Origin of the sequence: Gordonia sp. CNJ-863, assembly GCF_001942325.1 — a bacterium.
GTDB lineage: Bacteria > Actinomycetota > Actinomycetes > Mycobacteriales > Mycobacteriaceae > Gordonia > Gordonia alkanivorans.
Genome location: NZ_MKKG01000013.1, coordinates 50,453 through 76,473 on the forward strand (window position 1 = coordinate 50,453; position 26,021 = coordinate 76,473).

25 protein-coding genes, 1 pseudogene and 1 riboswitch are annotated in these 26,021 nt (G+C 67.1%); of the genes and pseudogenes, 9 read left to right on the plus strand and 17 right to left on the minus strand.

What is annotated here, in order from left to right; all coding sequences use genetic code 11:
• Positions 1-5: 5 nt before the first annotated feature.
• From BJF87_RS08825 to BJF87_RS08845, 5 genes are read right to left on the minus strand one after another with little or no spacing between them, the layout of a single operon-like run.
• Complete coding sequence (locus BJF87_RS08825) at positions 6-1,088, minus strand: MCE family protein (protein WP_006358240.1); 1,083 nt, start codon at positions 1,086-1,088, stop codon at positions 6-8.
• Positions 1,085-2,416, minus strand: a complete 1,332-nt coding sequence (locus tag BJF87_RS08830; RefSeq protein ID WP_006358239.1) for an MCE family protein — start codon at positions 2,414-2,416, stop codon at positions 1,085-1,087. The genes BJF87_RS08825 and BJF87_RS08830 overlap by 4 nt, the downstream gene beginning before the upstream one ends.
• A gap of 3 nt (positions 2,417-2,419) precedes the next feature.
• Positions 2,420-3,301, minus strand: coding sequence for an ABC transporter permease (locus BJF87_RS08835; protein WP_006358238.1), 882 nt, complete (start codon positions 3,299-3,301; stop codon positions 2,420-2,422).
• Position 3,302: 1 nt separating this feature from the next.
• Complete coding sequence (locus BJF87_RS08840; protein WP_006358237.1) at positions 3,303-4,109, minus strand: ABC transporter permease; 807 nt, start codon at positions 4,107-4,109, stop codon at positions 3,303-3,305.
• Between the two features lie 2 nt (positions 4,110-4,111).
• The gene (locus tag BJF87_RS08845) at positions 4,112-5,344 is read right to left on the minus strand and encodes an ABC transporter ATP-binding protein (protein WP_042375440.1); all 1,233 of its coding nucleotides are present in this window, start codon (positions 5,342-5,344) and stop codon (positions 4,112-4,114) included.
• 317 nt (positions 5,345-5,661) lie between these two features.
• Here BJF87_RS08845 and BJF87_RS08850 point away from each other — a divergent pair, with 317 nt between their 5' ends.
• Complete coding sequence (locus BJF87_RS08850; protein ID WP_035753266.1) at positions 5,662-6,588, plus strand: hypothetical protein; 927 nt, start codon at positions 5,662-5,664, stop codon at positions 6,586-6,588.
• Between the two features lie 163 nt (positions 6,589-6,751).
• On the opposite strand, the gene rplL is transcribed toward BJF87_RS08850, so the two are convergent.
• Complete coding sequence (gene rplL / locus BJF87_RS08855; RefSeq protein ID WP_006358234.1) at positions 6,752-7,141, minus strand: 50S ribosomal protein L7/L12; 390 nt, start codon at positions 7,139-7,141, stop codon at positions 6,752-6,754.
• An 80-nt stretch (positions 7,142-7,221) separates the two neighbouring features.
• A complete protein-coding gene (gene rplJ / locus BJF87_RS08860) occupies positions 7,222-7,746 on the minus strand; it encodes a 50S ribosomal protein L10 (protein WP_006358233.1) in 525 nt (174 codons plus the stop codon).
• A 273-nt stretch (positions 7,747-8,019) separates the two neighbouring features.
• Here rplJ and BJF87_RS08865 point away from each other — a divergent pair.
• The 3 genes and pseudogenes from BJF87_RS08865 (at position 8,020) to BJF87_RS08875 (ending at position 12,869) form a co-directional block, all read left to right on the plus strand.
• A pseudogene (locus BJF87_RS08865) lies at positions 8,020-9,206 on the plus strand (glycoside hydrolase family 76 protein).
• A 224-nt stretch (positions 9,207-9,430) separates the two neighbouring features.
• A complete protein-coding gene (locus BJF87_RS08870; protein WP_006358231.1) occupies positions 9,431-11,482 on the plus strand; it encodes a CocE/NonD family hydrolase in 2,052 nt (683 codons plus the stop codon).
• 127 nt (positions 11,483-11,609) lie between these two features.
• Complete coding sequence (locus BJF87_RS08875) at positions 11,610-12,869, plus strand: oxygenase MpaB family protein (RefSeq protein WP_006358230.1); 1,260 nt, start codon at positions 11,610-11,612, stop codon at positions 12,867-12,869.
• A gap of 8 nt (positions 12,870-12,877) precedes the next feature.
• On the opposite strand, the gene BJF87_RS08880 is transcribed toward BJF87_RS08875, so the two are convergent.
• Complete coding sequence (locus tag BJF87_RS08880) at positions 12,878-13,396, minus strand: TIGR04338 family metallohydrolase (RefSeq protein ID WP_006358229.1); 519 nt, start codon at positions 13,394-13,396, stop codon at positions 12,878-12,880.
• A 48-nt stretch (positions 13,397-13,444) separates the two neighbouring features.
• Between BJF87_RS08880 and BJF87_RS08885 the strand changes: the two genes are divergently transcribed.
• Entirely contained in the window at positions 13,445-14,347 is a 903-nt protein-coding gene (locus tag BJF87_RS08885) for a YhjD/YihY/BrkB family envelope integrity protein (protein ID WP_075862969.1), read from the plus strand.
• A 7-nt stretch (positions 14,348-14,354) separates the two neighbouring features.
• Here the strand turns inward: BJF87_RS08885 and BJF87_RS08890 are convergent, their stop codons facing one another.
• The 3 genes from BJF87_RS08890 to BJF87_RS08900 form a co-directional block, all read right to left on the minus strand.
• A complete protein-coding gene (locus BJF87_RS08890) occupies positions 14,355-15,185 on the minus strand; it encodes a DUF2786 domain-containing protein (RefSeq protein WP_035753412.1) in 831 nt (276 codons plus the stop codon).
• Between the two features lie 100 nt (positions 15,186-15,285).
• Positions 15,286-15,558 (minus strand): excalibur calcium-binding domain-containing protein, encoded by a 273-nt coding sequence (locus BJF87_RS08895; RefSeq protein ID WP_006358226.1) that lies wholly within the window; start codon positions 15,556-15,558, stop codon positions 15,286-15,288.
• 108 nt (positions 15,559-15,666) lie between these two features.
• Complete coding sequence (locus tag BJF87_RS08900; protein ID WP_035753267.1) at positions 15,667-16,620, minus strand: L-lactate dehydrogenase; 954 nt, start codon at positions 16,618-16,620, stop codon at positions 15,667-15,669.
• A gap of 129 nt (positions 16,621-16,749) precedes the next feature.
• A riboswitch (cobalamin riboswitch) is annotated at positions 16,750-16,932 on the plus strand.
• Positions 16,933-17,003: 71 nt separating this feature from the next.
• Here BJF87_RS08900 and BJF87_RS08905 point away from each other — a divergent pair.
• The 4 genes from BJF87_RS08905 (at position 17,004) to BJF87_RS08920 (ending at position 20,564) form a co-directional block, all read left to right on the plus strand.
• The gene (locus tag BJF87_RS08905) at positions 17,004-18,056 is read left to right on the plus strand and encodes an iron ABC transporter permease (protein ID WP_075862954.1); all 1,053 of its coding nucleotides are present in this window, start codon (positions 17,004-17,006) and stop codon (positions 18,054-18,056) included.
• Positions 18,056-18,883: an ABC transporter ATP-binding protein gene (locus tag BJF87_RS08910; protein WP_075862955.1), complete on the plus strand. Its 828-nt coding sequence runs from the start codon at positions 18,056-18,058 to the stop codon at positions 18,881-18,883. Before BJF87_RS08905 ends, BJF87_RS08910 begins: the two co-directional genes overlap by 1 nt.
• Positions 18,880-19,941, plus strand: a complete 1,062-nt coding sequence (locus tag BJF87_RS08915) for an ABC transporter substrate-binding protein (RefSeq protein ID WP_075862956.1) — start codon at positions 18,880-18,882, stop codon at positions 19,939-19,941. Before BJF87_RS08910 ends, BJF87_RS08915 begins: the two co-directional genes overlap by 4 nt.
• 173 nt (positions 19,942-20,114) lie before the next feature.
• Positions 20,115-20,564 carry a hypothetical protein gene (locus tag BJF87_RS08920; RefSeq protein ID WP_075862957.1) on the plus strand — a complete coding sequence of 150 codons (450 nt, stop codon included), beginning with the start codon at positions 20,115-20,117 and terminating at the stop codon, positions 20,562-20,564.
• Between the two features lie 31 nt (positions 20,565-20,595).
• Here BJF87_RS08920 and BJF87_RS08925 read toward each other — a convergent pair whose 3' ends face one another.
• From BJF87_RS08925 to rplK, 6 genes are all read right to left on the minus strand, one after another.
• Positions 20,596-21,927, minus strand: coding sequence for a bifunctional adenosylcobinamide kinase/adenosylcobinamide-phosphate guanylyltransferase (locus BJF87_RS08925; RefSeq protein ID WP_075862958.1), 1,332 nt, complete (start codon positions 21,925-21,927; stop codon positions 20,596-20,598).
• Positions 21,924-22,715: an ABC transporter ATP-binding protein gene (locus BJF87_RS08930; RefSeq protein ID WP_075862959.1), complete on the minus strand. Its 792-nt coding sequence runs from the start codon at positions 22,713-22,715 to the stop codon at positions 21,924-21,926. Before BJF87_RS08930 ends, BJF87_RS08925 begins: the two co-directional genes overlap by 4 nt.
• Positions 22,712-23,734: an iron ABC transporter permease gene (locus BJF87_RS08935; RefSeq protein ID WP_075862960.1), complete on the minus strand. Its 1,023-nt coding sequence runs from the start codon at positions 23,732-23,734 to the stop codon at positions 22,712-22,714. The genes BJF87_RS08930 and BJF87_RS08935 overlap by 4 nt, the downstream gene beginning before the upstream one ends.
• Position 23,735: 1 nt before the next feature.
• Positions 23,736-24,635 (minus strand): ABC transporter substrate-binding protein, encoded by a 900-nt coding sequence (locus BJF87_RS08940; protein ID WP_075862970.1) that lies wholly within the window; start codon positions 24,633-24,635, stop codon positions 23,736-23,738.
• Positions 24,636-24,741: 106 nt separating this feature from the next.
• Positions 24,742-25,458, minus strand: a complete 717-nt coding sequence (rplA, locus tag BJF87_RS08945; RefSeq protein WP_006358216.1) for a 50S ribosomal protein L1 — start codon at positions 25,456-25,458, stop codon at positions 24,742-24,744.
• Positions 25,459-25,539: 81 nt separating this feature from the next.
• Positions 25,540-25,974 (minus strand): 50S ribosomal protein L11, encoded by a 435-nt coding sequence (gene rplK, locus BJF87_RS08950; RefSeq protein ID WP_006358215.1) that lies wholly within the window; start codon positions 25,972-25,974, stop codon positions 25,540-25,542.
• Positions 25,975-26,021 lie beyond the last annotated feature (47 nt).

Here is a 26,021-nt window from a genome sequence, read left to right on the forward strand (position 1 = left end):
CGTGGTCACCCCCCTGGCTTCTCGTCGGTCCAGCAGCGCGTCGCGGCGCTGGTGTAGAGCACGTGATTGATGTCGGGCAACGGCACCAGCGGTTGTGTCAGCACCGTCGACTTGCCGTTGCCGGCGACGATGTCGATGCCGCACAGATAGAACTGGAACCAGGAACCGAAGGTCGCGGCCCGGCCGATCTTCTGCAGCTTGATCGGCAGGTTGGTCAGCGTCTGCTCGATGTCCTTGTCGCGCTTGTTGATCTGATCGGCGAGCGACTTCAGACCGGCGATGTCGCCCTGGATGGAGGGTCGCGTCGCACCGAGGATGTTCGCGGTCACCGAGGTCAGGTTGGACACCGACGAGATTGCCGAGCCCACCGAACCGCGCTGTGCGGCAAGGCCGGTCACCAGCTTCTCGGTGTTGTCGAGGAGGCTGGTGAACTGCGCGTCGTTGCGGTTGACCGTGTCGAGCACCTTGGTGAGGTTGCCGATCAGGTCACCGATGACCTTGTCCTTGTCGGCGATCGCATTCGTCAGGTCCGCGGTGTCGCTGACCAGGCGCGTGATCGAGCCGCCCTGACCGTCGAAGATCGCGATGATCTGCTCTGTCAGCTTGTTGACGTCTTCGGCCGACAGCTGCTGGAACAGCGGACGGAACCCGTTGAACAGTTCGGTGAGGTTCACCGGCGGATGCGTGTCGGTGCGGCCCGGCTCCAGCCCGAACGTGTGGCCCTGCGCCACGGTCTTCGTCGGGTCGCCCGCCCCCCGCTCCAGACCGAGGTACCGGAGACCGGTGAGGTTGCGGTAGCGGATGTAGAGCTGGGTGCCGTCCGGCAGCCGGTCACGGTCGACGTTGAACGAGACCATGGCCCGGTTGCGGTCGTAGACCTCGACCTTCTCCACCTGTCCCACCCGGACGCCCGCGATGCGGACGTCGTCGCCCGCATTGAGCAGCGTGGCGTCGGTGAAGACGGCCTTGAACTTCGCGTCACCGTCACCACCGGCGTTCGCGATGGTCAGCGCGAGCAGGCTGGTGGTGACCACGGTGACGACCGCGAAGACGATCAGCTTGACGAGGGGCGCGATGATCGACCTCATTTGATGTCGACCTTCGCTCCCTGGAGGGCGCCGCCGGCGAGCATCGTGACCCAGGTCGGCACCGACTCCGGCGTCTCACCGGTGGTCGCGCCGTAGATGACCTGGAGCTGCTTGCGGTAGTCCGGGTCATCGAACGGGTTGGGCTCGACCGATCCCGCGGGGATGCCGCTGAACTGCGGCTGCGGGAGCGTCTTGACGGTGCGCGGGCCTGCGTTGCGTGACGGCGGCTGGTAGCTGCCGTCGGCGAGGCCGCCACCCGGGTACTGCGGGAACGGGCGACCGTTTTTGGCGGGCTCGTAGCACACGGCGGGTGGATCGAGGTCCATGAAGCGGGGTTCGTCCTGGTTCGGTAGGTATCGGCCACGGGGATTGACGAACTGCAGGTTCACGCGCACGCCCGGGTTCTTGGTGCCCTCGCCCACGATGACTCGAGACTCGGGGATCAGACCGGCGAAATTGCGGAACGTGCACACGAACGTCGGAGACTGCTTGGCCAGCCCGACGAGCAGTTGTTCGGAATCGACGGCGAGGTCGATCAGGTCGGTTCGGTTCTGGCGGAGCCAACCGGTGAGGTCATCGGAGGCCACACCGAGCGTGGCGATCAGGGTCCGCAGATCGCCCTGCCGTCCGACGATGGTGTTCGACGTGGTGCGGAACGAGTCCAGCGCGTCGACGACGTCGGGCAGCGCCTGCGAGTAGGTCTGCGAGAAGGTGGCCAGGCCCTCGAGGGTGCCCTCGAGGTCGGGCAGGTTCTTGTTGACCTCGCCGAAGATCTGGTCGAGCTCCTCGAGCGTGGTGCCGATCTGCTCGCCGCGACCCGACAGCGCCTTCGACAGCGAGGTGAGCGTGGCGTTGAGATCCTGCGGCGGGATCGCCTCGAGCACCGGCAGCAGGTCGTCGAACAACTGCTGGACCTCGAGAGCATTGCCGCTCTTGTCGGTCTCGATGGTTGCGCCGTTCTTCAGCGTCGGACCGTTGTTGTCCTCGGGAACCTGCAACGCCACGTACCGCTCACCGAAGAGCGTCTTCGGCAGGATGCGCGCGGTGGTCTTGTCGGACAGCTCCGAGGCCTTGGTCGGATCGAGGCCGAGGATGACCTCCACCGAACCGTCGGGCGCCGGCTTGACCTCGCGGACCTCGCCGACGACCATGCCGCGCGCCTTCACGTCGGCGTTCGCGGGAAGCGCGTTGCCGGTGGAGTCGGTCAGCAGGGTGACGTCGGTGAAGTCTTGGAACGTCTTGTTGAACTTGGTGATGGTCGCGGTGAGGAACAGTGCGACCACGATGAAGAAGACCAAGCCGAGCAGTCGTCGGCGCAGGACCGCCATCTGCTAACCCCCCACTCGCACGGTCGTGGTGGTGCCCCAGATCGCGAGTCCCAGGAAGAAGTCGAGGACGGCGATGAGGACCAGCGCCGCTCGGACCGCGTGACCGACGGCCACGCCCACACCTGCGGGACCCCCGGATGCGTAGTAGCCGTAGTAGCAGTGCACCAGGATGATGACGAAGGCGAAGACCAGCACCTTGCCGAACGACCAGAGCACGTCGGCCGGCGGCAGGAACAGGTTGAAGTAATGGTCGTAGGAGCCGCCGGACTGCCCGTTGAAGACGGTCGTCACCACTCTCGAGGCGAGATACGCCGACAACAGACCCAGCACGTACAGCGGAATGACGGCGATGAAGCCGGCGATCACGCGGGTCGACACCAGGAACGGGATCGACGGCACGGCCATCGTCTCCAGGGCGTCGATCTCCTCGGAGATACGCATGGCGCCGAGCTGGGCGGTGAAGCCACAGCCGACGGTCGCGGACAGGGCGAGGCCTGCGACGAGGGGCGCCACCTCACGGGTGTTCACGTAGGCCGACAGGAAGCCGGTCAGGGCCTGCGACCCGATCTGGTCGAGTGCGGCGTAACCCTGCAAGCCGACGACGACGCCGGTGAAGCCCGACATCAGCACCATCACGCCGATGGTTCCGCCGATGACCGCGAGTCCGCCCGAACCGAAGGCCACTTCGGCGAGCAGGCGCAGGACCTCACGGGTGTAATGCACCAGCGTCTTCGGCATCCACGCCAGCGTGCGGCCGTAGAACGACATCTGCTCGCCGGCACCGTCGAGCACCTTGAGCGGTTTGCCCAGCTGTTTGCGGGCCTCGTACATGTAGTACTCAGGCCTGCTCTTGGCGATCGTCACGCCGCCGCCACCATCGGTCACGCTAGCTCCCCTTCGGTGGGACGATCTGCAGGTAGACCGCCGTGATGATCAGGTTGGCGAGGAACAGCAGCAGGAATGTGATGACGACGCTCTGGTTGACGGCGTCACCCACACCCTTCGGGCCACCCTTGGGGTTGAGCCCCTTGTAGGAGGCGACGACGCCGGCCAGCACACCGAAGATGGCTGCCTTCAGCGTCGACACGTACAGGTCGGGCAGCTGGGCGAGCGCACCGAACGACGCCAGATAGGCGCCCGGGGTGCCGCCCTGCACCACCACGTTGAAGAAGTAACCACCACCGATACCGATCACGGCGACGAGGCCGTTGAGCAGCATCGCGACCAGGACCATGGCCAGCACACGTGGGACCACGAGGCGCTGGATCGGGTTGATGCCCAGCACCTCCATGGCGTCGATCTCCTCACGGATGGTGCGCGAACCGAGGTCGGCGGCAACCGCCGATCCGGCCGCACCCGCGATGAGGAGCGAGGTCACCAGTGGCGACCCCTGCTGGATGACGACCAACACGCTGGCCGCGCCGGTGTACGACTCGGCGCCGAGCTGTTTGATCAGCGAACCCGTCTGCAAGGAGACGATTGCGCCGAACGGAATCGCGATCAGGGCGGTCGGCAGGATCGTCACACTGGCGATGAACCACGCCTGCTGGATGAACTCCCGCCACTGAAACGGGCGCACAAAGGTCTGGCGTGCAACATCGACGAAGAGCTGAACGATATTGCCGGTCTGGGCGAGAGCACCTGTTCCGGCCTGCGCGATTCGGTCGACGCCACGCGTGGTGGCATTGGTCATCCCTAGATGGTCCGCCCTTCGTTCCCGTCAGCAGCACGATGACTGGGCTTGGTCAGTGCGTCGCCGCCACCGGGCGTCTGCCACTGTTCGGTGGGCGCATCGCTGCCGCCGTAGTCGATGACGTCGGTCTTGGCGTCGGCGACGGCCACGTTCCCGGCGGGAGCGCTGGTCCACTCGTTGTCTCCGCCGTGGCGTCCGCCGCCGCCGCCCGCCATGTCCTCGGCGTGCGCGCGGCTCTCCTCGCGGATCTGGTCTTCCTGCTCCTGGCTGCGGCGGATCGCTTCCTGCGCGTTCTCCGGCAGGTCGGGCAGCATCGCGTGGACGCGCTCACGGTGACGGGCGATCGCCTTACGTTCGGGCATACCGGGATTGGGCTGCACCTGCGGGATGATCTCGGTGAAGTCCTCCTTGGTACCACCACCGGAGATACCCGCGGCCTGCATGGCCTCTTCCTGCTTCTGGACGGCCTCGTCCTTCTCCTCGGACATGCCGATCGGACCGAAACGATCACCGGAGAGGAACTGCTTGACCACCGGCTGCTCCGAGGTGAGCAACTGCTCGCGCGGACCGAACATCACCAGCTCCTTGCGGAAGAGCATGCCGATGTTGTCCGGGATCGTCCGGGCGATGTTGATGTTGTGCGTCACGATCAGGATCGTCGCGTCGATCTGCGCATTGATGTCGATCAACAGCTGCGAGATGTAGGCGGTACGCACCGGATCCAGACCCGAGTCCGGCTCGTCGCACAGGATGATCTGCGGATCCAGCACCAGCGCGCGGGCCAGACCGGCACGCTTGCGCATACCACCGGAGATCTCACCGGGGAGCTTGTCCTCGGCACCGGTCAAACCGACCAGGTCGATCTTCTCCATCACGATGTCGCGGACCTCGTTCTCCTTCTTCTTCGTGTGCTCACGAAGCGGGAACGCGATGTTGTCGAACAGGCTCATCGAACCGAACAGCGCACCGTCCTGGAACAGCACACCGAACAGCTTGCGGATCTCATAGAGTTCCTTGGCCGAACACTGCGTGATGTCGGTGCCGTCGATGATCACCGAACCCTGCTCGGGATGCAGCAGACCGATCAAGGTCTTCAGGAACACCGACTTACCGGTACCCGACGGACCGAGCAGCGCGGAGACTTCCCCCTCCGGGAGGGTCAGAGTGACATCACGCCAAATGTTCTGAGAACCGAACGACTTGGTGAGCCCCTCGACACTGACCTCTACACCCACAACTTCCTCCAGACGATCGCTGCCCCCGAAGGCGGCCACGGTGTGACCGCACACCCACCGGTGGCATTTGTGGTTGGGGTCACTGTAACCGACCAGGGACCACCAACCATGCGACCGGAGTCACTCAGCTTGCGCCCGCGAAAGCTACCAGCCGGTAACTCTCGCTGCGTCGATGACATTAGCCGATGGAACGAAGTGAGGGAAGTCGGACATCAGCGCCGGATGTGATGCCGGACGCAGAGTCCCAGGTCACTCGGGAAGTGTCCGTTTCGGCGATGGAAATTGAACCGAGAAGGCGCCTCGTGCGTCCAATCCTCATGACTTGGTTCCCGACCGATCGACACGGACTCATACGGCGCGAATCGACGCTGCGGGTCGGCATCACCGACGACACCGTCGCAGCGGCGGTGGACGGGGGCGACTTGATCCGACTGGCGCCAGGGGTCTACGTGGAAGCCACCCCCGACACTGCCGATCCCACCGCGGCCCATCGCCTGCGGTCCATCGCGGTGGCGACCTCGGCGCGCGATCGCGGCACGACGACGCTGAGTCATGATTCGGCCGCAGCCATCCTCGGCCTGGAACTCCTCCACCCCGACCGCGAAGCTGTCCATCTCACCAAGAAGTCGAACGCGGGCGGTTTCGTGCGCGGCCACCGACATGTGCACAACGGTCCGCTGACATCCGCCGAGATCAAGATCGTCGACGGGATCGAGGTGACGACACTCGAGCGCACTGCGGTCGACGTCGCGACGAACGGCGACTTCGCGCAAGCACTCGTGGCCTTCGACCGAGCGCTGGCGATGAAGGCCGATCCATCGGCCATGACAGCCATCCTCGACGCACGATCACGGCGGCCCGGGACCAGAATCGCACGACGCGCCCTGTCGTTCGCCGACTCGTCGTCGGAGAGCGTAGGTGAATCGTGGAGCCGCGCCCAGATGATCGCAGCCGGACTCCCCGTCCCACGCCTGCAGCACAGGTTCCGGACATCACAGGGCGAGGCGCGGGCGGACTTCGACTGGGACGGTCGGCTCGTCGGCGAGTTCGACGGACTCCAGAAGTACGGAATGCGCCCCGGAGAGACCCCACGAGAGGCACTGCTACGCGAGAAGCGGCGCGAGGACGCCCTGCGAGCCATGGGGATCATGGTGGTCCGCTGGACGTGGGCCGAGCTCGAACGAGGAGAGCTGGTCGGCCTCCTGAGACCCTGGCTCGTGAAGTTGGGGCTCGCGGCCGCCTGAGCGAGCCACTCTCAGACTTCATTTCGACGCTGCGACTTCGATCGAGGTCGCAACGTCGAAATGAGGTCTGGAAGTCAGGCCGCCACGAGAGTCGAGTGCCCAAACAGCAACAAGCCCGGGACAGCAATGCTGTCCCGGGCTCGTGAGTCGCGTAAGAAGAGTCTTACTTGACGGAAACCTTGGCGCCGGCCTCTTCGAGCTTGGCCTTGGCAGCCTCGGCGGCGTCCTTGTCGACCTTCTCCAGGAGAGCCTTCGGAGCACCCTCGACGAGGTCCTTGGCTTCCTTCAGGCCCAGACCCGAGACGACCTCGCGGACGACCTTGATGACCTGGATCTTCTTGTCGCCGGCACCCTCGAGGATGACGTCGAACTCGTCCTGCTCGGCAGCGGCCTCGCCACCGGCAGCAGCCGGGGCACCGGCAGCGGCAACGGCGACCGGAGCGGCCGCGGTGACCTCGAAGACCTCTTCGAACTTCTTCACGAAATCGCTGAGCTCCAGCAGGGTCAGTTCCTTGAACTGCTCGATGAGCTCGTCAGCGGTGAGCTTCGCCATGGTGGCGTCCTTCCTGTAAGTCCCCGTACGGGGTTGGTGTGCATCCCCGTACGGTCCGGGGATTGGCTTGGTGCGGCGAGTTATTCGCCGGCTTCGTTCTTCTTCTCCTGCAGGGCCGCTGCGAGACGCGCGACCTGCGATGCCGGCTGGTTGAACAGACCGGCTGCCTTAGCCAAGTTGCCCTTCATGGCGCCGGCGAGCTTGGCCAGCAAGACCTCACGGGTCTCAAGGTCGGCGATCTGCTCGATCTCGGCAACGGACAGCGCGCGGCCGTCCATGTACCCGCCCTTGATGACCAGAGCCTTGTTGTCCTTGGCGAACGTCTTGATCGCCTTCGCGGCCACAACCGGCTCACCTTCGATGAAGGCGATGGCGGTCGGACCGGTGAACAGCTCGTCGAGCCCTTCCACGCCCGCATCAGCTGCGGCACGCTTCACCAGGGTGTTCTTGGCGACGGAGTAGGTTGCACCCTCGCCGAGGGAACGTCGCAGCTGGGAGATCTGGGTGACGGTGAGTCCACGGTATTCCGTGACCACTGCCGCCGAGGAGCCCTTGAACTGCTCTGCGATCTCCGCAACAGCGGCGACCTTTTCGGACTTGGCCATACTTCGCCTCCTCTCCTCGTCACTTGAGTTGGTCGGGTTCAACTGAGCGACGGGCCGTGGAGGCGATCGAGGGCGGAAATGACAAACGCCCCGGCACGCAGGCACGGGGCGTGAAGACGCACACTGATGTGTGGGACCACATTCCTCGTTCATCCTGCGTGGGCCGGCGACTTCGTCGCGCCTTCGTTCGGGAGTTCCCGACGACCAACGGTCTCTGGTTGAACCGATACGACGCACGGTTGTGCATCACACCGACGACTAGGCTACGTCCTTGTGGGGGAACAAACCAAATCGACCGACGCGCACGACGCCAACGAGCGCGCGCAGGCCGCCATGGACGCCGTCGCGGCGCGGCATCTGCAGCGCGCCTTCTGGCTGCCGGCGACGCGGACGGCGGCGGTCGCCTGGCCGATCGGGTTCGTCGCGGCGCATCTCGGATCCTGGCACTACTGGTGGCACGCACATCTCGTCGACCTCCTCGTCGACGCCGCGATCCACAGACCCGAAGGTTCGGCACACGGAGACCGCTCCTTCGACCCCGATGTCGCCGACGACGCCAACCGGGTGTTGCGCGGGATCAAGGTGCGCAACCTCGGACGGTGGACGAACAACTACTACGACGACATGGCGTGGCTGGGACTGGCGATCGAACGCGCCGACCGTCACCTCGACCTCGACCATCGACGCGGCCTGGAGGTCCTGACCCGGCGCATGCTCGACGCCTGGGTTCCCGAGGACGGGGGCGGTATCCCCTGGCGCACCACCGACCAGTTCTTCAACGCCCCGGCGAACGGCCCCGCGGCCATCCTGGTCGCCCGTACCGGTCACGTCGAACGCGCGGTCGCGATGTGTGACTGGATGGACGCCAACCTCATCGACCCGAAGACGCACCTCGTCATCGACGGCCTGAAGAAGCAGCCCGACGGTTCGCTGAAGGCCGAGACCGGCACCTATACCTACTGTCAGGGCGTCGTCCTCGGCGCCGAACTCGAGGCCTTCCGCGCGACCGGCGGACAGCGCCATCTGGACCGTCTGGCCCGCCTCCTCGGTGCCGTCGAGAAGCACTCCTGCACCGACGGGGTGATCAAGGGCGGCGGCGGTGGCGACGGCGGCCTGTTCCACGGGGTGCTCGCCCGTTATCTCGGGCTCATCGCCACCGACCTCCCGGATGTCGACGGATCGGATGAATTGCGTGCCCGGGCAGCCCGAATCGTGGCCTCGAGTGCCGATGCGGCGTGGGCGAACCGCACCGAGGTCCGCGGCCGCGTCGTGTTCGGCAGCGACTGGCGCAGCAGGGCCGTCATCCCTACGGCCGCCGGCAAGAAAGCCCAGTTCGTGGCGGGTGCGGTGATGCCTCGGAGGTCCCCGAACGCGATCTGTCGGTGCAGCTGTCGGCGTGGATGGTCCTCGAGGCGGCGGCCGCGATCGACCTGTCGCTACCGGAATGTGACCGGCCGTAGACCTCCGATGGCCAAACCGAGGCCACCTGGTTAGCCATCCGATACCGGCGCTGAGCTATTCTTCAGCGAACGCGTGAGGTGACCTGGAACACACTGACATCCGCCGCCAGCGGAGCGGGTCCGGCGCCCACGACCGACACGAAGGGGTGTCGGTGTCCACCCGGCCATCTCGACCAGCAGCACTCGCGGTGCGACACCTCTCACCCCAGGCAGGGTGGTGCACCATGACGTATCAGTTGGATCCCGCGGAACGCCGTGCGCGGCCGGCCCCTTCGCCTTCGCGACGTCCCACGGAAGCACCCCATTTCGGTACCCTCCCCCTCGGCGACCCCACCGGAGGAGCCGACGGCATCCGCTGGCGTGAACAGGTCGACGGCAAGCAGCTGTACCCGCGCGTCGTCATCGACCGCGACGTCTCGATCACCATGAGCGACGGGGTCGTCCTGCGTGCCACCGTGATCCGTCCGGCCAACCGGTTCGGCCAGACGGTCCTCACCCCGTACCCCGCGATCATCAACATCAACCCGTACAACCGGGCCGCCATCGACTTCGTCGACCAGGCGCTGCACGCTCCCGTCCTCGGCAAGGCGTTGCACACCGCGTCGGCGTCGATCGATGCGGCCGGTACCGCACTCGAGGGCCTCACCACCCTCACCCAGACGCTGTCGGGGGGCGTCTTCGACGTCTTCGGCATCAACCGCAACCTGGTGCGCAGCGGCTACGTACAGGTCGTCGTCGACGTCCGCGGCACCGGTGCGAGCCACGGCAAGTGGCAGATCCTCGGCCCGCGCGAGCAGGAGGACTCCGTCGAGATCATCGACTGGGTCAGCGAGCAGGACTGGTGCGACGGCACCGTCGGCCTGGCCGGCTGGTCGTATTCGGCGATCAACTCGCTACAGGCCGCGGACAAGCGCCCGCCGCAGCTGAAAGCCGTCTTCGCAGTGGAGGGTTGCGACGACATCGTCCGCGACATCTACATCACCGGCGGCATGCCTTCGGCGTTCATCCCGGTGTGGCTGTCGGCGGTGAACATGCTCAAGTGGGTGCCCAACCCCGCCAACATCATTCGGGACATCACCAGCGGTCACGCGTTGAGGTGGGCCATCGACCGGGTGAAGTCGCCGGCCACCGAGATCCCCTCGCTGCTCTGGGGTTTCCTCACCGCCCGCGACCCGCGCATCTTCGACGACCCGTATTTCGACGAACGCGACCCGATCGTCGACCGCATCGAGGCACCCACGTTCACCGTCGGCGCCTGGCATGACCTGTTCGGCCGCAGTGCAACCGGCGTCTACGAGCGGCTGAACATGGAACCGGGCCGCAAGCAGATGATCGTCGGCGACGGCTATCACCTCGACGTCGGTTCGGGATACGGCGGCAAGTTCGCGCCACCGCGTCTGGACGTCCTCGAACGCGCCTGGTTCGACCGCTGGCTCAAGGGGCACCGCAACGGCGTCGAGCACTACGGGCCGGTCACGATGCTGCAGCAGGGAGGTGCGTGGACCGCCGGACAGAACTTCCCCCGCCCGGGCGTCGAGCCGAAGCGGTTGTACCTGACGGCCGATGCCTCGTCGACCGCCGACCATGCGGTACACGACGGCTCGCTGGGTTCGACTCCCGCACAGGGTGTCTCGTCGTTGCACATCCGCCCCGACATCCGCGGTCTCCGATCGCGCGACATGACCCAGGTGACCGCCGGCGCCACGATGGTCCTCGGCGCCGATTACGCCAAGGACGCACGCTTCCAGGAGCGGGGCGCGTTGTCGTTCACCACCGGCCCGGTTCTCGAGGCCACCCCGATCAGCGGCGCGATGAACCTGCGACTCAACGTCGCAACCACCGCCCACGAGGCGATCTGGGCGGTGACCGTGAACGACGTTGCGCCCGACGGCACGTCGACGGTGCTCACCAACGGCGCCCTCTCCGCGTCGAATCGCGCACTGGACCGCAGCAAGTCGACCTACGCGGCCGACGGCAGCCTGCTCTCGGCGCACCACTACCTGTCGCACAAGCGCAAGCTGCCGGTGCCCGCCGACGAGCCGGTCCGCATCGACGTCGACCTGGTCCCGACCGACGCGGTCCTGCAGCCGGGGCACCGCCTACGCGTCGACGTCTACGCGGCGAGCCTGCCCCGCTACCTCACGGTGGTGCCCGACCTGATCAAGGCACGCGGCCGCAGGCAGCGCCTGGTCCTCGACCCCGACCATCCGAGCTACCTCACGTTGCTCGCGGGTGAGGGACTGTGCGCCGACGCACCCGAGGCGGTGCAGCTCTAGCTGCGCAGCGCCCCTACCTGCAATTTGGGACGGTTCTTTTTGTTCGTCCCATTGACACCGTCGTACCTCCGACCTACGTTTTGGGTGACAGCCGTTACCCAGAACCTCCGATCGGAGTGCACGTCCGATGACCACCGCACGGGTTGCCACCACGCCGCCGCAGGCGCCGCCGAGCACCCCCGCACCGACTATCCCGTCCCGCCACCCGGACGGACCCTGCAAGATCCCGATCGGCCTGCGGCTCGTCGGACCCCTGCTGGGTCTGCGCAAACCCGACCGCGAACTGTTCCGTCATCTCGGTGAACTCCTGACGATCGGCGACGAGCCGGCGGATCGCCTGGTCGAGTGGATGCACACCGCCGGAATGGCCCGGTCCCGTCCGCTGTTCGAGCGGGCACTCGTCAACGGCATCGACTCGATCGACGACGCCCCGGCCCCGCTGCGCGAGTTCTTCACCGAGGTGGAAACCGTACCCACCTGGGTCGACCGCGACCTGATCGAGAAGGGCGCGCGGGTCATGCGCAGCGGAGGCGCCGACGGCCTGTACGTGGCGCGTGACGTCGCCCTACTCGGCGGCTACCAGTTCGCCGGTTTCAACCAGACGCTGCTGCGCACCGGCGCCCTCGAGAAGGGCTCGAACACACGGTTCGCCGAGACCACCCAGTGGGCCACCGACGTCATCACCGAAAACGGTTTGCTGCCACAGGGAATCGGTTACCGGTCGACGCTGCGCGTCCGCCTGATCCACGCGATGGTCCGGCGCCACGTCGCGGCACTACCCGACTGGGATTCCGATACCTGGGGGCTCCCCATCAATCAGACGGACATGGCCGCGACGCTCGTCGGAGCACTCGTCTCGCCCAGCCTGGGCGTGGTCATGATGGGACTCGTCAACCGCCCCAGTGAATATGACGCCGTCGCGCACCTCACCCGGTACGCGGGATGGCTACTCGGCGTGCAGGACGAGTTCCTGCCCACGGGCTTTCGCGACGCGATCCGCGTGCTGCTCCAGACCTCGTACGTCCTCTCCACCCCCGACGAGACGACCAAACAGCTCTCGGTGCCCATGGCCGACGATCCGCTGCAGTGGAACTACTCGCGGTTCCCGAAGTTACGTCGCAAGATCGCTCGCGCACAACACCTCTCGGTCACCAGCGGCTTCCTGGGACCCGCGGCGATGCGCACACTCGGACTGCCGTTCGTCCCACCGTGGTATCCGGCGATCCGGTTCCCGGTGAACATCATCCGTTCGGTGCAGGCGCAACGCCCCGGCGGACGCGAACGTGCAGCGATCCGCGGCGCCGCCGAACAGCGCGAGTTCATGCGGATCATGACCGGCGGTGAGGCCACCGTCGGCCATGCCGCGAAGGAGATCACCGGGCACTAGGCGCCCGATCAGCCGATCCCGGAATCGGCCAGCACCACGCGGAACACGAAGGCCGCCTCGGGGCCGAGGACGAGGCCCACGAGTTCGATGAAGGTGAGCACGAAGCCGCGTCCGTGCCCCGGCCCCTTGGAGTCGTCGAGGTGATGGGCGAGCTCGTGCAGCACCACGAGCTCGCGTAGCGCCCACCGGCCCTCCGCCGACGACGGGATCGCGATCTCCGCGCTGAGCAACTTGTCACCGGAGATCGTCGTCGACCGGGCGTAGTGTGCCGAGCTCTGGCCGCGCCGCTCGCGCACCGACACCGGCTCGGCGGCGCGTGGGAACCGCGACCGTACGCTCGGCAACTCCAGCACCAGTCCCACGTAGTCGCGCACCGCGTCGATCGAGGCGAACCGGGCCTCGGCGGGCAGCGTGAGTTCGGTTCCGGCCAGCTGCACGGTGCGCGAGGAGGACGCGGTGTCGAAGAGTCGGAAGACGAGTCGCTCGGCGTCGTAGTACCGGGCACGCCCGGTGTCACGCGGACTCATGGCATCGCCAATGATGATGAGGGTCCGCCGTACCCGATGGGAGTCCTCATGCGCCGTCCCGACCTGCACGCGATCGGCGAACGTGTGCTGCGACTGCCGGGCGCGACGCTGAGCCTGCGCATCCTCACCGACATCGCGCGCGGCGACATCACCGACCGCGCGATGACCCTCGCCGCGCAGGCCTTCACCTCGATCCTGCCCATCGTCATCCTGCTGCTCACGCTCCCGGGCAGCGACGTCGTCGACGACGCCCTGAGCGGGCTCGGCATCCCGGTGAGCAAGCTCGACCACAACTCGGTGGACAACCCGCAGTCGTTCGCCACCTTCGGGATCATCGGCGCACTCATGACCATCGCCGGCGCCACCTCCCTGTCACGTGCACTCGGCCGAATGTATGTCGCGATCTGGGGCGTCACCAAACTGCCGTGGCGAGCTTTCTGGCGCTGGGTGATCGTGCTGTTCCTCATCCCGACCGCGGTCACCGCGCAGGGGCTGTCGACCGGCCTGCACGCCGAGACACTGTTCGGCCTCAACCTCGGCGGCAGCGGCCTCCTCGGCATCGTGCTGGTCTTCGGAGTGACGGTGACGATCTGGTCGGGCACCTTCACCGCCATCCCGCGCTTGCTGGTGTCCACCCAGGTCCCGCTGCGTCTTCTCGCCCTCAACGGTGTGGTCACGGGGCTGCTGATCACTGCCCTGCTGGCCGGCAGCCGGCTCGCGCTGCCCACGTTGGCGTCGGGAACGATCCGCTATTTCGGCACTCTCGGCATCGTGTTCGTCGCGATCAGCTGGCTGTTCGTGTTCGCTGCGATCCTGGTGGTCACGGCCATCGTCGCGCACGGCGTGGCCACCGACCCCGGACGTGTCGGCACCTGGGTTCGACGTTGGGCGGGAACCCCGACCCCGTTTGCTCCGACCCCGTCGGTGGCCTGGTACGACCGCGGCGCCTGACCACTCGTCAGGCCTCCAGAGCGCCTCGCGCACCGCCGAATTCACGGTCGGCGCCGATCTTGGCCCGACGCCCCGCCCGGTCCCCCGCCTTCCGGGCGGCCTCCGAATAGCCGGCCGACGCGCTCGACGCCCGCCACGTGCCGCGAGCGGTGGACTCGGTCTTGTAGAAGTCGGTGACCTCGAGTTCCTTGTTGCGCAGGGCCAGCGCCGTCGAGCGTTCCGGCTCACCCGAGCGCCGTTCGGCGGCGAGTGCTTCTTCGCGGGCGGCGTCGCGGGCCTCGGTGAGACGTTTGCCGATGCGTTCGGCGAAGGCCGACTGGAAGTTGAGTCGCGCAGTGATCGGCGACAGCGGCTTCTCCTCGATCACCCGCCGCGCTCGCCAGCCGCTGCCCTTGGTGACGACCCGCGCGAAGGTCTCGCCCTTGTACGCCCCCGACCGCAGATAGGCATCGCTCGCCGCGACCATCTGGATGATCAGCGACGTGTAGAGCGCCTCGCAGGCGTCGATGTCGGCCTCGTACCCGTAGGCGAGGACGAAGGTCGAGTTGCTCGCGACGTCGACGGTCACGTCGTTGGCCATGGTGATCGCCACGAACAATTGCACGTAGGTGCGCAGGCCACGCTTACCCGGCTCGCCGATCTTGATCTGCCGCGAGATCGGGGTGACCTGCTTACGCGCGGCCGGATCGTGCGCGCGGGCCACGGCGAGATCGATCGACGACGCCGTGGCAAGGCGTTGTGCGGCCTGCATGAACGTCTCGGCCTCATGCTCGTTGTCGGTGTTCTCCGCCTGCCGCAGGAGGGCGGAGATCCGGGTGAGCAGCTTGTCGTCGCGCATGTAGTTCAGACTATCTGCGCGCCCGATCGGTTCCATCGGACTGCAGGCGAGCAGAAAAAGCCAGGTCGGAGACCCTCACGCACAGTGTGTGACCGAAGGGTCAGTTCTGCTCGCAGGCGATGCCGTCCTTGTCGCGGTCGCTCTCGTCGTTGGCGTCGTAGAGGGCCTGGTCGACGGTGAAGTTCGTAACCGGCGTGCCGGAGGTCGAGTCGACGGCGCCGGGCTCGCCGACGCCGTGCGGGTAGTCGGCGTTGAGTGCCGCGCAGTTGGCGTAGTCGGTCGCCGCCGATGCAGGTGCCGCCACCATCAGCGGCGCGATCGCCATCGACGCCGCAGCGACAAAACCCAGAACCGTCTTCCGCGAACCACTCATCGTCGAACCTTCTCTTCCACCGATGTGACCAGGTGAAACTACCCCGGCGAGGATGCCGCACCGGCATCGAGCACCGAGATTGGTCCACCCGATGGACAGTGCCTGCCCCTACAACCCGAATCGCGCCTGCATCCGGCGTAGCGTCTCCGCCGAGGCGAGCAGACCGGCTTCCTCGTCCGGCGACAGCGGCACCTCGAGGCGCGTCTGCGCACCACCGCGGTCGACGACGGTCGGCAGGGAGAGACACACATCATCGAGCCCGGGGAATCCGGAGGCGACCGTGGACACCGGGAGCACCCGGTGTTCGTCGTTCAGAACGGCTTCGACGATACGGGTGGCGGCGAGGCCGATGGCGTAGTTGGTGGCCCCCTTGCCCTCGATGATGGCGTAGGCGGCGTGCACGACCTCGTCCCGGATACGCTCCCGTGCAACGGCATCCATCTCCCGACGCCCAGGTAGCGGCGTCCACGACGTCAGCGGCACGCCACCGATCGTCGCCGACGACCACAGCGGTATCTCGCTGTCACCGTGCTCGCCGACGACATACGAGTGCACACTCTGCACCGCTACCCCGCAGTGCTGCGCGACGAGGAACCGCAGCCGCGACGAATCCAGCACGGTTCCCGACCCGAACAGCTGATTCGGCGGCAGGCCGGTGATCTTCTGCGCCGCATGGGTGACGACGTCCACCGGGTTGGTCACCATCAGGTAGATCGCGTTCGGTGCCACCTCGAGCACATCCGGCAGGATGGCGCGCGTCAAACCGATTGTGGCCTCGGCTAATTCGAGTCGGGACTGTCCCGGCTTCTGCTTGGCTCCGGCGGTGAACACGACGACGTCGGCGTCGGCGCACACCGACACGTCGTTGGAGCCGATGATGTCGGCGCGCGGTACGAACTCCAGACCGTGGGACAGGTCGAGCACCTCGGCGGTGACCTTGGCGGCCTTGATGTCCAGCAACGCGACCGTGCGCGCGACCCCGCGGATCAGCGCCGAGTAGGCGATCGCGGTGCCGACCGCGCCCGCCCCGATGATCGCCAGTTTCGTGGGTCGTCCGTCCATCGGATCACCGTTCGCCTCGGTTCGATTCGCACCTGTCCGTTGCCTGTCAGCGCCCAGCCTAAGACCTCCGGGCATCCCTCGCCCGACGACTTGGAGACGGGTCGGTGAGAGCTCCGTGTCCGTATTGCTAACCTCACCGGTGAGAGCGGTCGCACCTGCACAGGCGGGTGCCAGGGAACCTGGTGCGAATCCAGGACTGGCGCGCAGCGGTATGGGGGACGGACCCGACATCAGGCCACTGGGGCAACCCGGGAAGGCGTCGGGTTCGGACGAACCCGAGTCCGAATACCTGCCGTTCTCGTCGAGTCCACCCGGCGTCTCGCGCACAGATGCCCAGACCAAAGGCAGTTCCACACGTGTCCCGTCCTCCCGACGGCACGACGATGATCGCCACCGCCATGTCGGTACGGCGACTCCCGTCGTTGCCCCTTGCCCTGATCCTTCTCGCGCTCACCTTGGTGAGCATCGCGATCGCCACCGCTTTCGGTGCCGAGACCATCCCCCTCGGCGATGTCTGGCGAACCGTCGCCGGGCGCCTGCGAGGCGACGAGCTCGACGCCGCCCACTCCGTGATCATCTGGGATCTCCGTTTGCCGCGTTCGGTTCTCGCGGCGATCGTCGGCGCCGGTCTGGCGCTCGCCGGCGCCGTCATGCAGGCCCTCGTCCGCAACCCGCTCGCCGAGCCGTACCTGCTGGGCGTGTCGGCCGGCGCCGCGGTGGGTGCGACGGCGGTCATCACTCTAGGATCGTTTGCCGCCCTGGGTGTCTGGGCTTTGTCCGGCGGCGCGCTGATCGGCGCCCTCGCGGCCTCGGTCACCGTGTACGCCGTCGCCCGGGCGCAGGGCGGACTGACCGCCCTACGCCTGATCCTCTCCGGAGTGGTCCTGTCGTCGGCGTTCCTGGCGCTGTCCTCACTGCTGGTCTTCACCGCGGCCGACCCGCATGCCGCCGACAACGTGATGTTCTGGATGTTGGGCAGCGTCGCCGGCGCGACCTGGGCGAAAGTGCAGATCGCCGGGGTTGTCGTCGTGGTCACGGTGCTCGCCATGCTCGCGATCCACTCCTGGCTCGACGCCTACGCAGCCGGGACCGACACCGCGACATCCCTCGGGGTTCCGGTGCGCGCCATGCGAAACGCGCTGTTCGCGGTCCAGGGAATCCTGGTCGGCGTTCTGGTCGCAGTCGCGGGTGGAATCGGATTCGTGGGCTTGATCGTCCCGCACGCGGCACGCCTGCTCGTCGGTGCGACGCACCGCGCGATGATTCCCGTAGCGGTCTGCGGCGGTGCACTGTTCCTGGTGTGGGTCGACGTCATCTCACGAGTGGCCGCGTCACCCCGCGAGATGCCGCTGGGCATCGTCACCGGACTGATCGGCGCACCGATCTTCCTGTTCCTGATGGGACGGCGCCAGTACGGGTTCGGCGGCGAAGCCTGATGGGCGCCGTGCAGCGCTCGATGTCCCTGCGCGCGAACGCCATCAGTTGCCGTCGAAGTGGCCGCCCGATACTGCGCGAGGTGGATCTCGACGTCCCTGCCGGAACCCGCCTCGCCATCGTCGGACCCAACGGGGCGGGCAAGACCACGTTGCTGCGGACACTGTGCGGTCTCGAACAACCGGCCGAGGGACGAATCCGGTTGGGCGACGACGATCTCGATCGTCTTCCCGCTCGGCGTCGCGCGCTGTCGATCGCGGTGGTCGGTCAGGATGAACACCCGTCGGCCGAACTCACGGTCGCCGAAGCGGTGGGCCTGGGACGCACGCCGTACCGATCCGCCTGGGCCATACGTAACTCCGACGACCACGCGATCGTCCGGTCCGCGCTGGAGCAGGTGGGACTGGGCGGTTGGGAACACCGTTCGTGTACGCAGCTGTCCGGCGGTGAACGGCACCGCGTCGTGCTCGCCCGCGCAATCGCACAGCAGACGCCGATCCTTGTGCTCGACGAGCCGACGAATCATCTCGACGCGGCCTGGCGACTGCGGTTGATGCAGGTCCTCGACGACCTCGAGGCGACTGTGATCGCCGCGATGCACGACCTCGACCTCGTCCTCCGCCACTTCGACTCCGTCGCCGTCATTTCCGACGGCGGCGTCACCGCACACGGCCCACCGGTCGAGGTGCTGACCCCGCCGCTGCTGGCGTCGGTCTTCGATGTGTCCGGCACCGTCGTGCCACACCCCGAGACCGGCCTCCCCCATCTGCTGCTCGACTCCCCCACCTCTCCTGCACCGCAGGTCTACGCCACCAAGGAAAACCGATGAGACACAACATCACCCGATACGCCACGCTCGCCGTCGTCCTGGGCATCGCAGCGGGCTGCGGCACCGAGTCCGGCGCCGTCGCAACCGACCGCGTCACCGTCACCAACTGTGGCGCCGAGGTCACCTTCGACCAGCCTCTCGATCGCCTGTTCGTCAACGACGGCGGGATGATCGCGATCGCGCTGGCGGCGGGCGCCCGTGACAAGATCGTCGCCGTGAGTGCGCTCGCCCGCGACAAGGACGTTCTCCGACTCGAATACGGCCCACAGGTCGACACGCTCGACGAGGTCGCCACCGAGCAGCCCACCCTCGAGAACATCGTCGGCGCCAAACCGCAGGTCCTCTACGCCGGCTACAACTACGGCATGAGCGAGTCCCGCGGCATCACCCCGGAGATCCTGGCCTCCCATGGGATCGACGTGTATCAGCTGTCGGAGGCGTGCCGTCAGGTCGACGGCCAGGCTCAGCGCGGCACGATGGACCCATGGGTCGCGCTCGACACCGACCTGCGCAACATCGGCACCATCGCCGGCAATCCCGAGCAGGGCGCGACGGTCGCCGACGACATCTCCGACCGCCTCGAAAAACTCCGTGCTGCACCGCAACCGGCATCGAAACCGACGGTCTTCGTCTTCGACAGCGTCTCCGACACCATCTTCTCGTCGGGCTCCTTCGGTGGCCCGCAGGGCATCATCGACGCGGCGGGCGCGCGCAACGCGACCGAGGATGTCGAGGACACCTGGACCGCGGTGAGCTGGGAACGGATCGCCACCGCCGACCCCGATCTGATCGTCTTCGTCGACTATCCCGGCCAGTCCGTGGAGCAGAAGATCGACGCTCTGCGCACCAACCCCGCCAGCCGCAATCTGAAGGCGGTGCGCGAGAACCGCTTCGTGAACCTCCCCTACGCGATGTGGGTGTCGAGCCCGCTCAACATCGACGCCGCCGAGACACTGCGGTCGGTCCTCGAGGCACATGACCTCGCGCCGGCGTCGGGGATCACGCCCACCCTCGACGTCCGGCAACTCGGACTAGGCGGCAACGACTGGCTCGGCTGAGCACCCCCCCACGAGCGCGAATGATCCAGCCGGTTTGTTATCAGAGGTGAAATACCTTCGACCAGATGACGCAAATCGGACATCGTCCACGTACCGTGATTCCAGTCGGTCGAGGGCATTGCTGCCGCAACATACGTTTCGCCGCACCATTCGGTTCGAGTAGGAGTTCGAAAATGAGACGCACATCGGGAATAACCGCATTGACCGTGGCAGCCGCCGCCACCATGATCACGTCGCCCGCTTCCGCCGCTCCCGGGTTGCCGTTGCCCGGCAACGACTCCGGAAGCCTGTCGGCGCCCCTCCTCGGCGTGCTCCCCAGTATCAGGATGTCGGTGGAGAATTCTCTCGGCAGCGAACTCGGCCCGAATCGTTACAGCAGACCGTTCGCACCCAGGGTGAAGTGGTCGGCGCGCGTCTTCGGCGCCCAGGGCAGGGACATACCCTGTCGAATCGACATCACCTTCCGGGGCACGAGCCTTCCTACGTACCACGCGACGGTCTGCGAGGGCAGCGCCACGTTCACCGACCCCTTCTACAACAAGCCGGGTACCTTCACGATCACCGCCTACGAGAACATGTCCGGGATGGGCGCCCGGGATTCCAGGACGTTCGTCATCCAGTGACATCGGCGTTCACCTGTTCACCCGCACCGGGCTACCGCACCACCAGGGGTTGACCGGCGATCATCATCACGACCTGGTCGGCGCGGTCGGCCATCTCGGCATTCAGTCGGCCGAGTTCGTCGCGGAAGAGACGACCCGACGCAGTGGCCGGGACGACGCCGCTACCGACCTCGTTGCTGACCGCGACGACGGGCATCGGGCAGCTCCGCCAGGCGTCGAGTAGGTCCTCGACGTCGGACCGCACGGCATCGAGTTCGCCGCTGTCCCAAGCATTGTGGTGATCGATCCGCGCAGCCAGCCAGGTACCGAGACAATCGACGAGGACCGGATGCCGCGCGGTACGCAGAACACCGGCCACATCGGTGTCCTCGACCGTCGTCCACGACGCGGGCCGCCGGCCCCGATGAAGTTCGACGCGTCGGTCCCAATCGGGATCACCGGCCCGGGGGCCGCCGGCGGCGACATAGACGACGTCGTCGACGCCGGCCAGAAGACCTTCGGCATACCGCGACTTCCCCGACCTCGCCCCTCCGGTGACGAAGATCCGCCGCCCGACCGACTCGCCCAAGTCGAGCACCTCCCCGTCTCGTCCCGGCCGCGCGCCGAGATCCCGAAGCCGCTCTCGGAGCACGCCGACCGGCGGATTGTGGTGTCCCAGATGGACTGCGACGACGTCGGTGGAGTCGACGACGGCACCCACTCCACGCAGTGCCGCTACCATGGTCGCAAACCCGGGTAACCCGAGATGCCCATCGGACAGGTCCTCACGATCGCCGAAGGTCTCCTCGAGGAAGACCGCGTCGAACTCGGCCCCGGTCACCGCATCGAACCAATCGTCGGGCCACACACCGGTGTCCGTCGCCCACAGCAGCCTCATACCGTCGGGACCGGTGACGTCGTACAAGACCGCATCACCGTCGCGAAAGACCTGGTGGCGCGCCGGGAGCACCCGCACGTCGTGGTCCCCCACCCGCACCTGGTCACCCGCGACGACCGGCGTGAACCGCACGCCGGCGTCGGGCCCCACCCACGGGCGACACACATCGAGAGCATCGGCCGGACCGATGAGTTCGAGTTCACCGACCCCGTCGACCCACGACCGGAACAACAACGACTGCGGTGCAAGATGATCGGCGTGCGCATGGGTGATCAGGACGTGACGTACGTCGGCGAGCGAAGCACCGTGGCGCACCGCCGACCCGGGCGCGTCCGATCCGAAGTCGAGCATGAGCGCGTTGTCGACGAGCGCGGCTGTCTGGGCACGGAAGTCGTGCCGGCGCCGCGCATCGGAACACGAATCACAGCGGCAGAACGCATTCGGCCAGCCGTCGGCGGCACCCGTGCCGAGCAGCGTGACCTTCATCGTTCTCCGGGTCCCGGGTCACGCACCGGCAGCACGGCCGGGCCGTCGCGGCGGTCGAGCACCTCGACCTTCGCGGCGTAGACGTCCCGGAGTCGTTCAGCGGTGAGCACCTCCTGGGGCGTACCGTCGGCGACGATACGTCCCCGGTCGAGGAGCACGAGGCGCTGTCCGTACTGGGCCGCCGATGTCAGGTCGTGCATCGCCGCGATCACGGTCAGCTCACTGGCCTGCCGCATGGAGTCGACGAGGTCGAGGACCTGCTGCTGGTGGCCGATGTCGAGAGCGCTGGTCGGTTCGTCGAGCAACAACACGCGCGGCTGCTGGGCGAGTGCCCGGGCGAGCACCACCCGCTGCAACTCACCGCCCGACAGCGCCGAGGCGGAACGGTTCGCGAACTCCTCGAGGTCGAGTCGCTCGATGACGTCGTCGACAACCTCGCGGTCCGAGCGGGTCTCGCTGCCGAATCGGGCGATGTGCGGGGTGCGGCCGAGGCCGATGAGCTCCCGCACCGACGTGCCCTCCGGGACGATCGGCCGCTGCGGCATCAGCGCCACGGCCCGGGCGATCTCGCGGCGGCGCGCACGACCCGGGTCGACGCCCGCGACGTCGACCCGCCCGGTCGAGGCCACCAACCCGGCGAGGGAGTGCAGCAGCGTCGTCTTACCCGAACCGTTGGGCCCCACCAGGGAGACCCAGGTGCCGGAACCGATCTCGAGGTCGACGTCGTGCAGGACCTCCACTCCCCCGCGCGACGCGCACACACCTCGACAGGTGATCGCGGCGGTCATTCGACGCTCCGTCCGCTGCGCCGGAGGACGACGAGGAAGAAGGGCGCGCCGATGGCGGCGGTGACCACGCCGATCGGCAACTCCGACGGCGACATCGCGGTCCGCGCGACCACGTCCGCCAGCACCAGGAAGGCCGCACCCACCAGCAGCGACAACGGCAGCAGCAGCCGGTGCCCAGGACCGACGAGGAGCCGGACGGCGTGCGGGATGACGATGCCGACGAAACCGATCAATCCGCTCACCGACACCACCGCCGCGGTGCCGAGCGTCGCGACGCAGACCAGCAGCAGGCGCACGCGTTCAGGTCTGATCCCCAGGCTCGACGCCTCGATGTCACCGACCGCCATGACGTCGAGTGTGCGCCCGAACAGCACGATGACGGCGACGCACGCGAGGACGTACGGCAGCACGGTGACGACCTCGGACCAGCCGTCGGTCGCCAGGCGGCCGAGCATCCAGTTGTAGACCTGCCGCAGCGTGTCGTCGTGCTGCTGCATGAGGAAGGTCTGGATGGCATTCGCGAACGCCGCGACCGCGACTCCGGCGAGGATGATGACCACCTCGGTGCGGCCGCCGCCGACGGTCCGGCCCAGCGCATAGGTCGCGGCCACGGCCAGGATGCCGCCGATGAACGCCGCGGGTGGCAGGCCGATCGTGCCCGCGGCACCGCCCAGGACGATCGCGACGGTCGCGCCGAGTCCCGCGCCGCTGGACACACCGAGCAGGTACGGGTCTGCGAGCGGATTGCGGAAGACACCCTGGTAGGCGGCACCCGCGACGGCGAGCATCGCACCGACCAGCGCTCCCAGCGCCACGCGCGGCATCCGCACCTCCCACAGGATCGTCTGCTGGCGGGAGGTGAGCCCGGATTCGACGTCGACGAGCGGGAGTTGGTCGAGGAGGTCGAGCAGCACGCCCTTCGGGGTCAGTCCGGCCGGGCCGACGAGGACTGCGAGCAGGCATGCGCCCAGCAGCACTGCGACGGCCCCGCAGATGACCCCGACCTGACGGCTCACCATCTCAGTTCGACGGCTGTCCGTCGACGCCGGAGACGATCCGCGCGATGTCGCGGACCAGATCGACGACGCGGGGACCCCAACGGCTCGCGATGTCCTCGTCGAGGACGTGGACCTGACCGTTCACCACGGCTCGCAGGTCATCCCAGCCTGCACGAGCGGCAACCTTCTCCGGCGTGACCCCACAGCACTGCGAGTCGGCGAGGAAGATCACCTCGGGATCGCTCTCCAGGATGAACTCGGGGGACAGCTGCGGATAGCCGCTCTGACCGGTCGCGATCGACCGCAGACCGAGCAGTCCGTAGATCTGGCCGAGGTAGGTGTCGTCGGTGACGGTGTAGAACGTGTCGTCGAGCTCGTGGAAGTAGGTCAGAGGCACCTCGCGCAGCGGGACGGTGCGAATGGTCTTCTCGATCTCCTCGCGCATCGAGGTGACGAGCTCATCGGCCGACTCGGCATGGCCGGTGGCGTCGCCCACCTGCTGGATCTGCGCGTACGTCTCGTCGAGGTTCTTCGCCGCCGGGATCTGCAGCACCTCGACGCCCACCCGGTCCAGGCCGGCGATGATGTCGTTGTTGTCGTCGGTGAGGACGACGAGATCGGGGTCGTAGGCGAGGATCGCCTCGAGGTTCGGGGTGTAACCCGACAGCGAGGTCCGCGGGGCCTCGGCCGGAAAGTCGGACTGGTCGTCGACCGCGACCACCTGATCGCCCGCGCCGACGGCGAAGAGCATCTCGGTGGTCGTCGGGCTGATCGACACGATCGTCGACGGGATGCCCGCGGGGGATGCGTCATCGGCCTGGCCACCGTCGGTGCCACAACCGACGATCACCAGCAGCAGCGACAGCAACACGGCAGCCACCGCCGCACCACCACGACGGGTTCCGAGACGGATTCTCACCACGAGCCACTGACCTCCGATGGAAGAACTGGGGAGACAGAGCACGAGGGGCCCGGCATCGACTGCCAGGCCCCTCGTGGGTGTCTCTAGTTACGCGCGAGCGCCAGGATCAGGCCTGGGGAGCTTCGGCGAAGTTGCGGCTGACCTGCGGGTCGACCGGGATGCCCGGGCCCGTGGTGGTCGAGACGGTGACCTTCTTGATGTAGCGGCCCTTGGCTGCCGACGGCTTCGCACGCATGATCTCGTCGTACGCGGCGCCGTAGTTCTCGGCCAGCTTGGCCGGGTCGAACGAAGCCTTGCCGATGACGAAGTGCAGGTTGGCTGCCTTGTCGACACGGAAGTTGATCTTGCCGCCCTTGATGTCGTTGACGGCCTTGGTGACATCGGTGGTCACGGTGCCCGTCTTCGGGTTCGGCATCAGGCCACGCGGTCCGAGGACACGCGCGATGCGGCCGACCTTGGCCATCTGATCCGGGGTGGCGATCGCGGCGTCGAAGTCCAGCCAACCGCCCTGGATGCGCTCGATCAGGTCCTCGGCGCCGACCTCGTCGGCACCGGCGGCGGTGGCCTCGGCGGCCTTGTCGCCGGCGGCGAACACGATCACGCGGGCGGTCTTACCCGTGCCGTGCGGCAGATTGACGGTGCCTCGAACCATCTGGTCTGCCTTACGGGGGTCGACGCCCAGCCGGATCGCAACCTCAACGGTCGCGTCGGTGTTCTTCGACGAGGTTTCCTTCGCCAGCTCAACAGCCTCCAGCGGGCTGTACAGCTTGGACTTGTCGACCTTCTCGGCCGCAGCCGCGTAGGCCTTGCTCTTCTTGCTCATTGCTCTGTTCCTTCTCCGCACTCAACCGGCGGGGTGTGTGGTGCGGGCCGAGCCGGCCCTCCCACGAGATGTGTGGTGGGTCTAGCCCTCGACCGTGATACCCATGGACCGAGCAGTACCGGCGATGATCTTCGCGGCCTGGTCGATGTCGTTGGCGTTCAGGTCTTCGGCCTTGGTCTTGGCGATCTCACGGACCTGGTCCATGCTCACCTTGCCGACCTTGTTGGTGTGGGGCTCGCCGGAGCCCTTCTGCAGGCCTGCGGCCTTGAGCAGGAGCTTCGCTGCCGGCGGGGTCTTCAACTTGAAGTCGAAGGAGCGATCTTCGTACACGAAGATCTCCACCGGGATGACGTTGCCGCGCTGCGACTCGGTCGCGGCGTTGTACGCCTTGCAGAACTCCATGATGTTCACGCCGTGCTGACCGAGCGCCGGACCCACGGGCGGGGCCGGGTTGGCCGCGCCTGCCTGGATCTGGAGCTTGATGATCCCGGCGAGCTTCTTCTTCTTGGGAGGCATCCTTTTGTCCTTGCTTGTTTCCTTGCGAATTCACGCCCGCTGGAGAC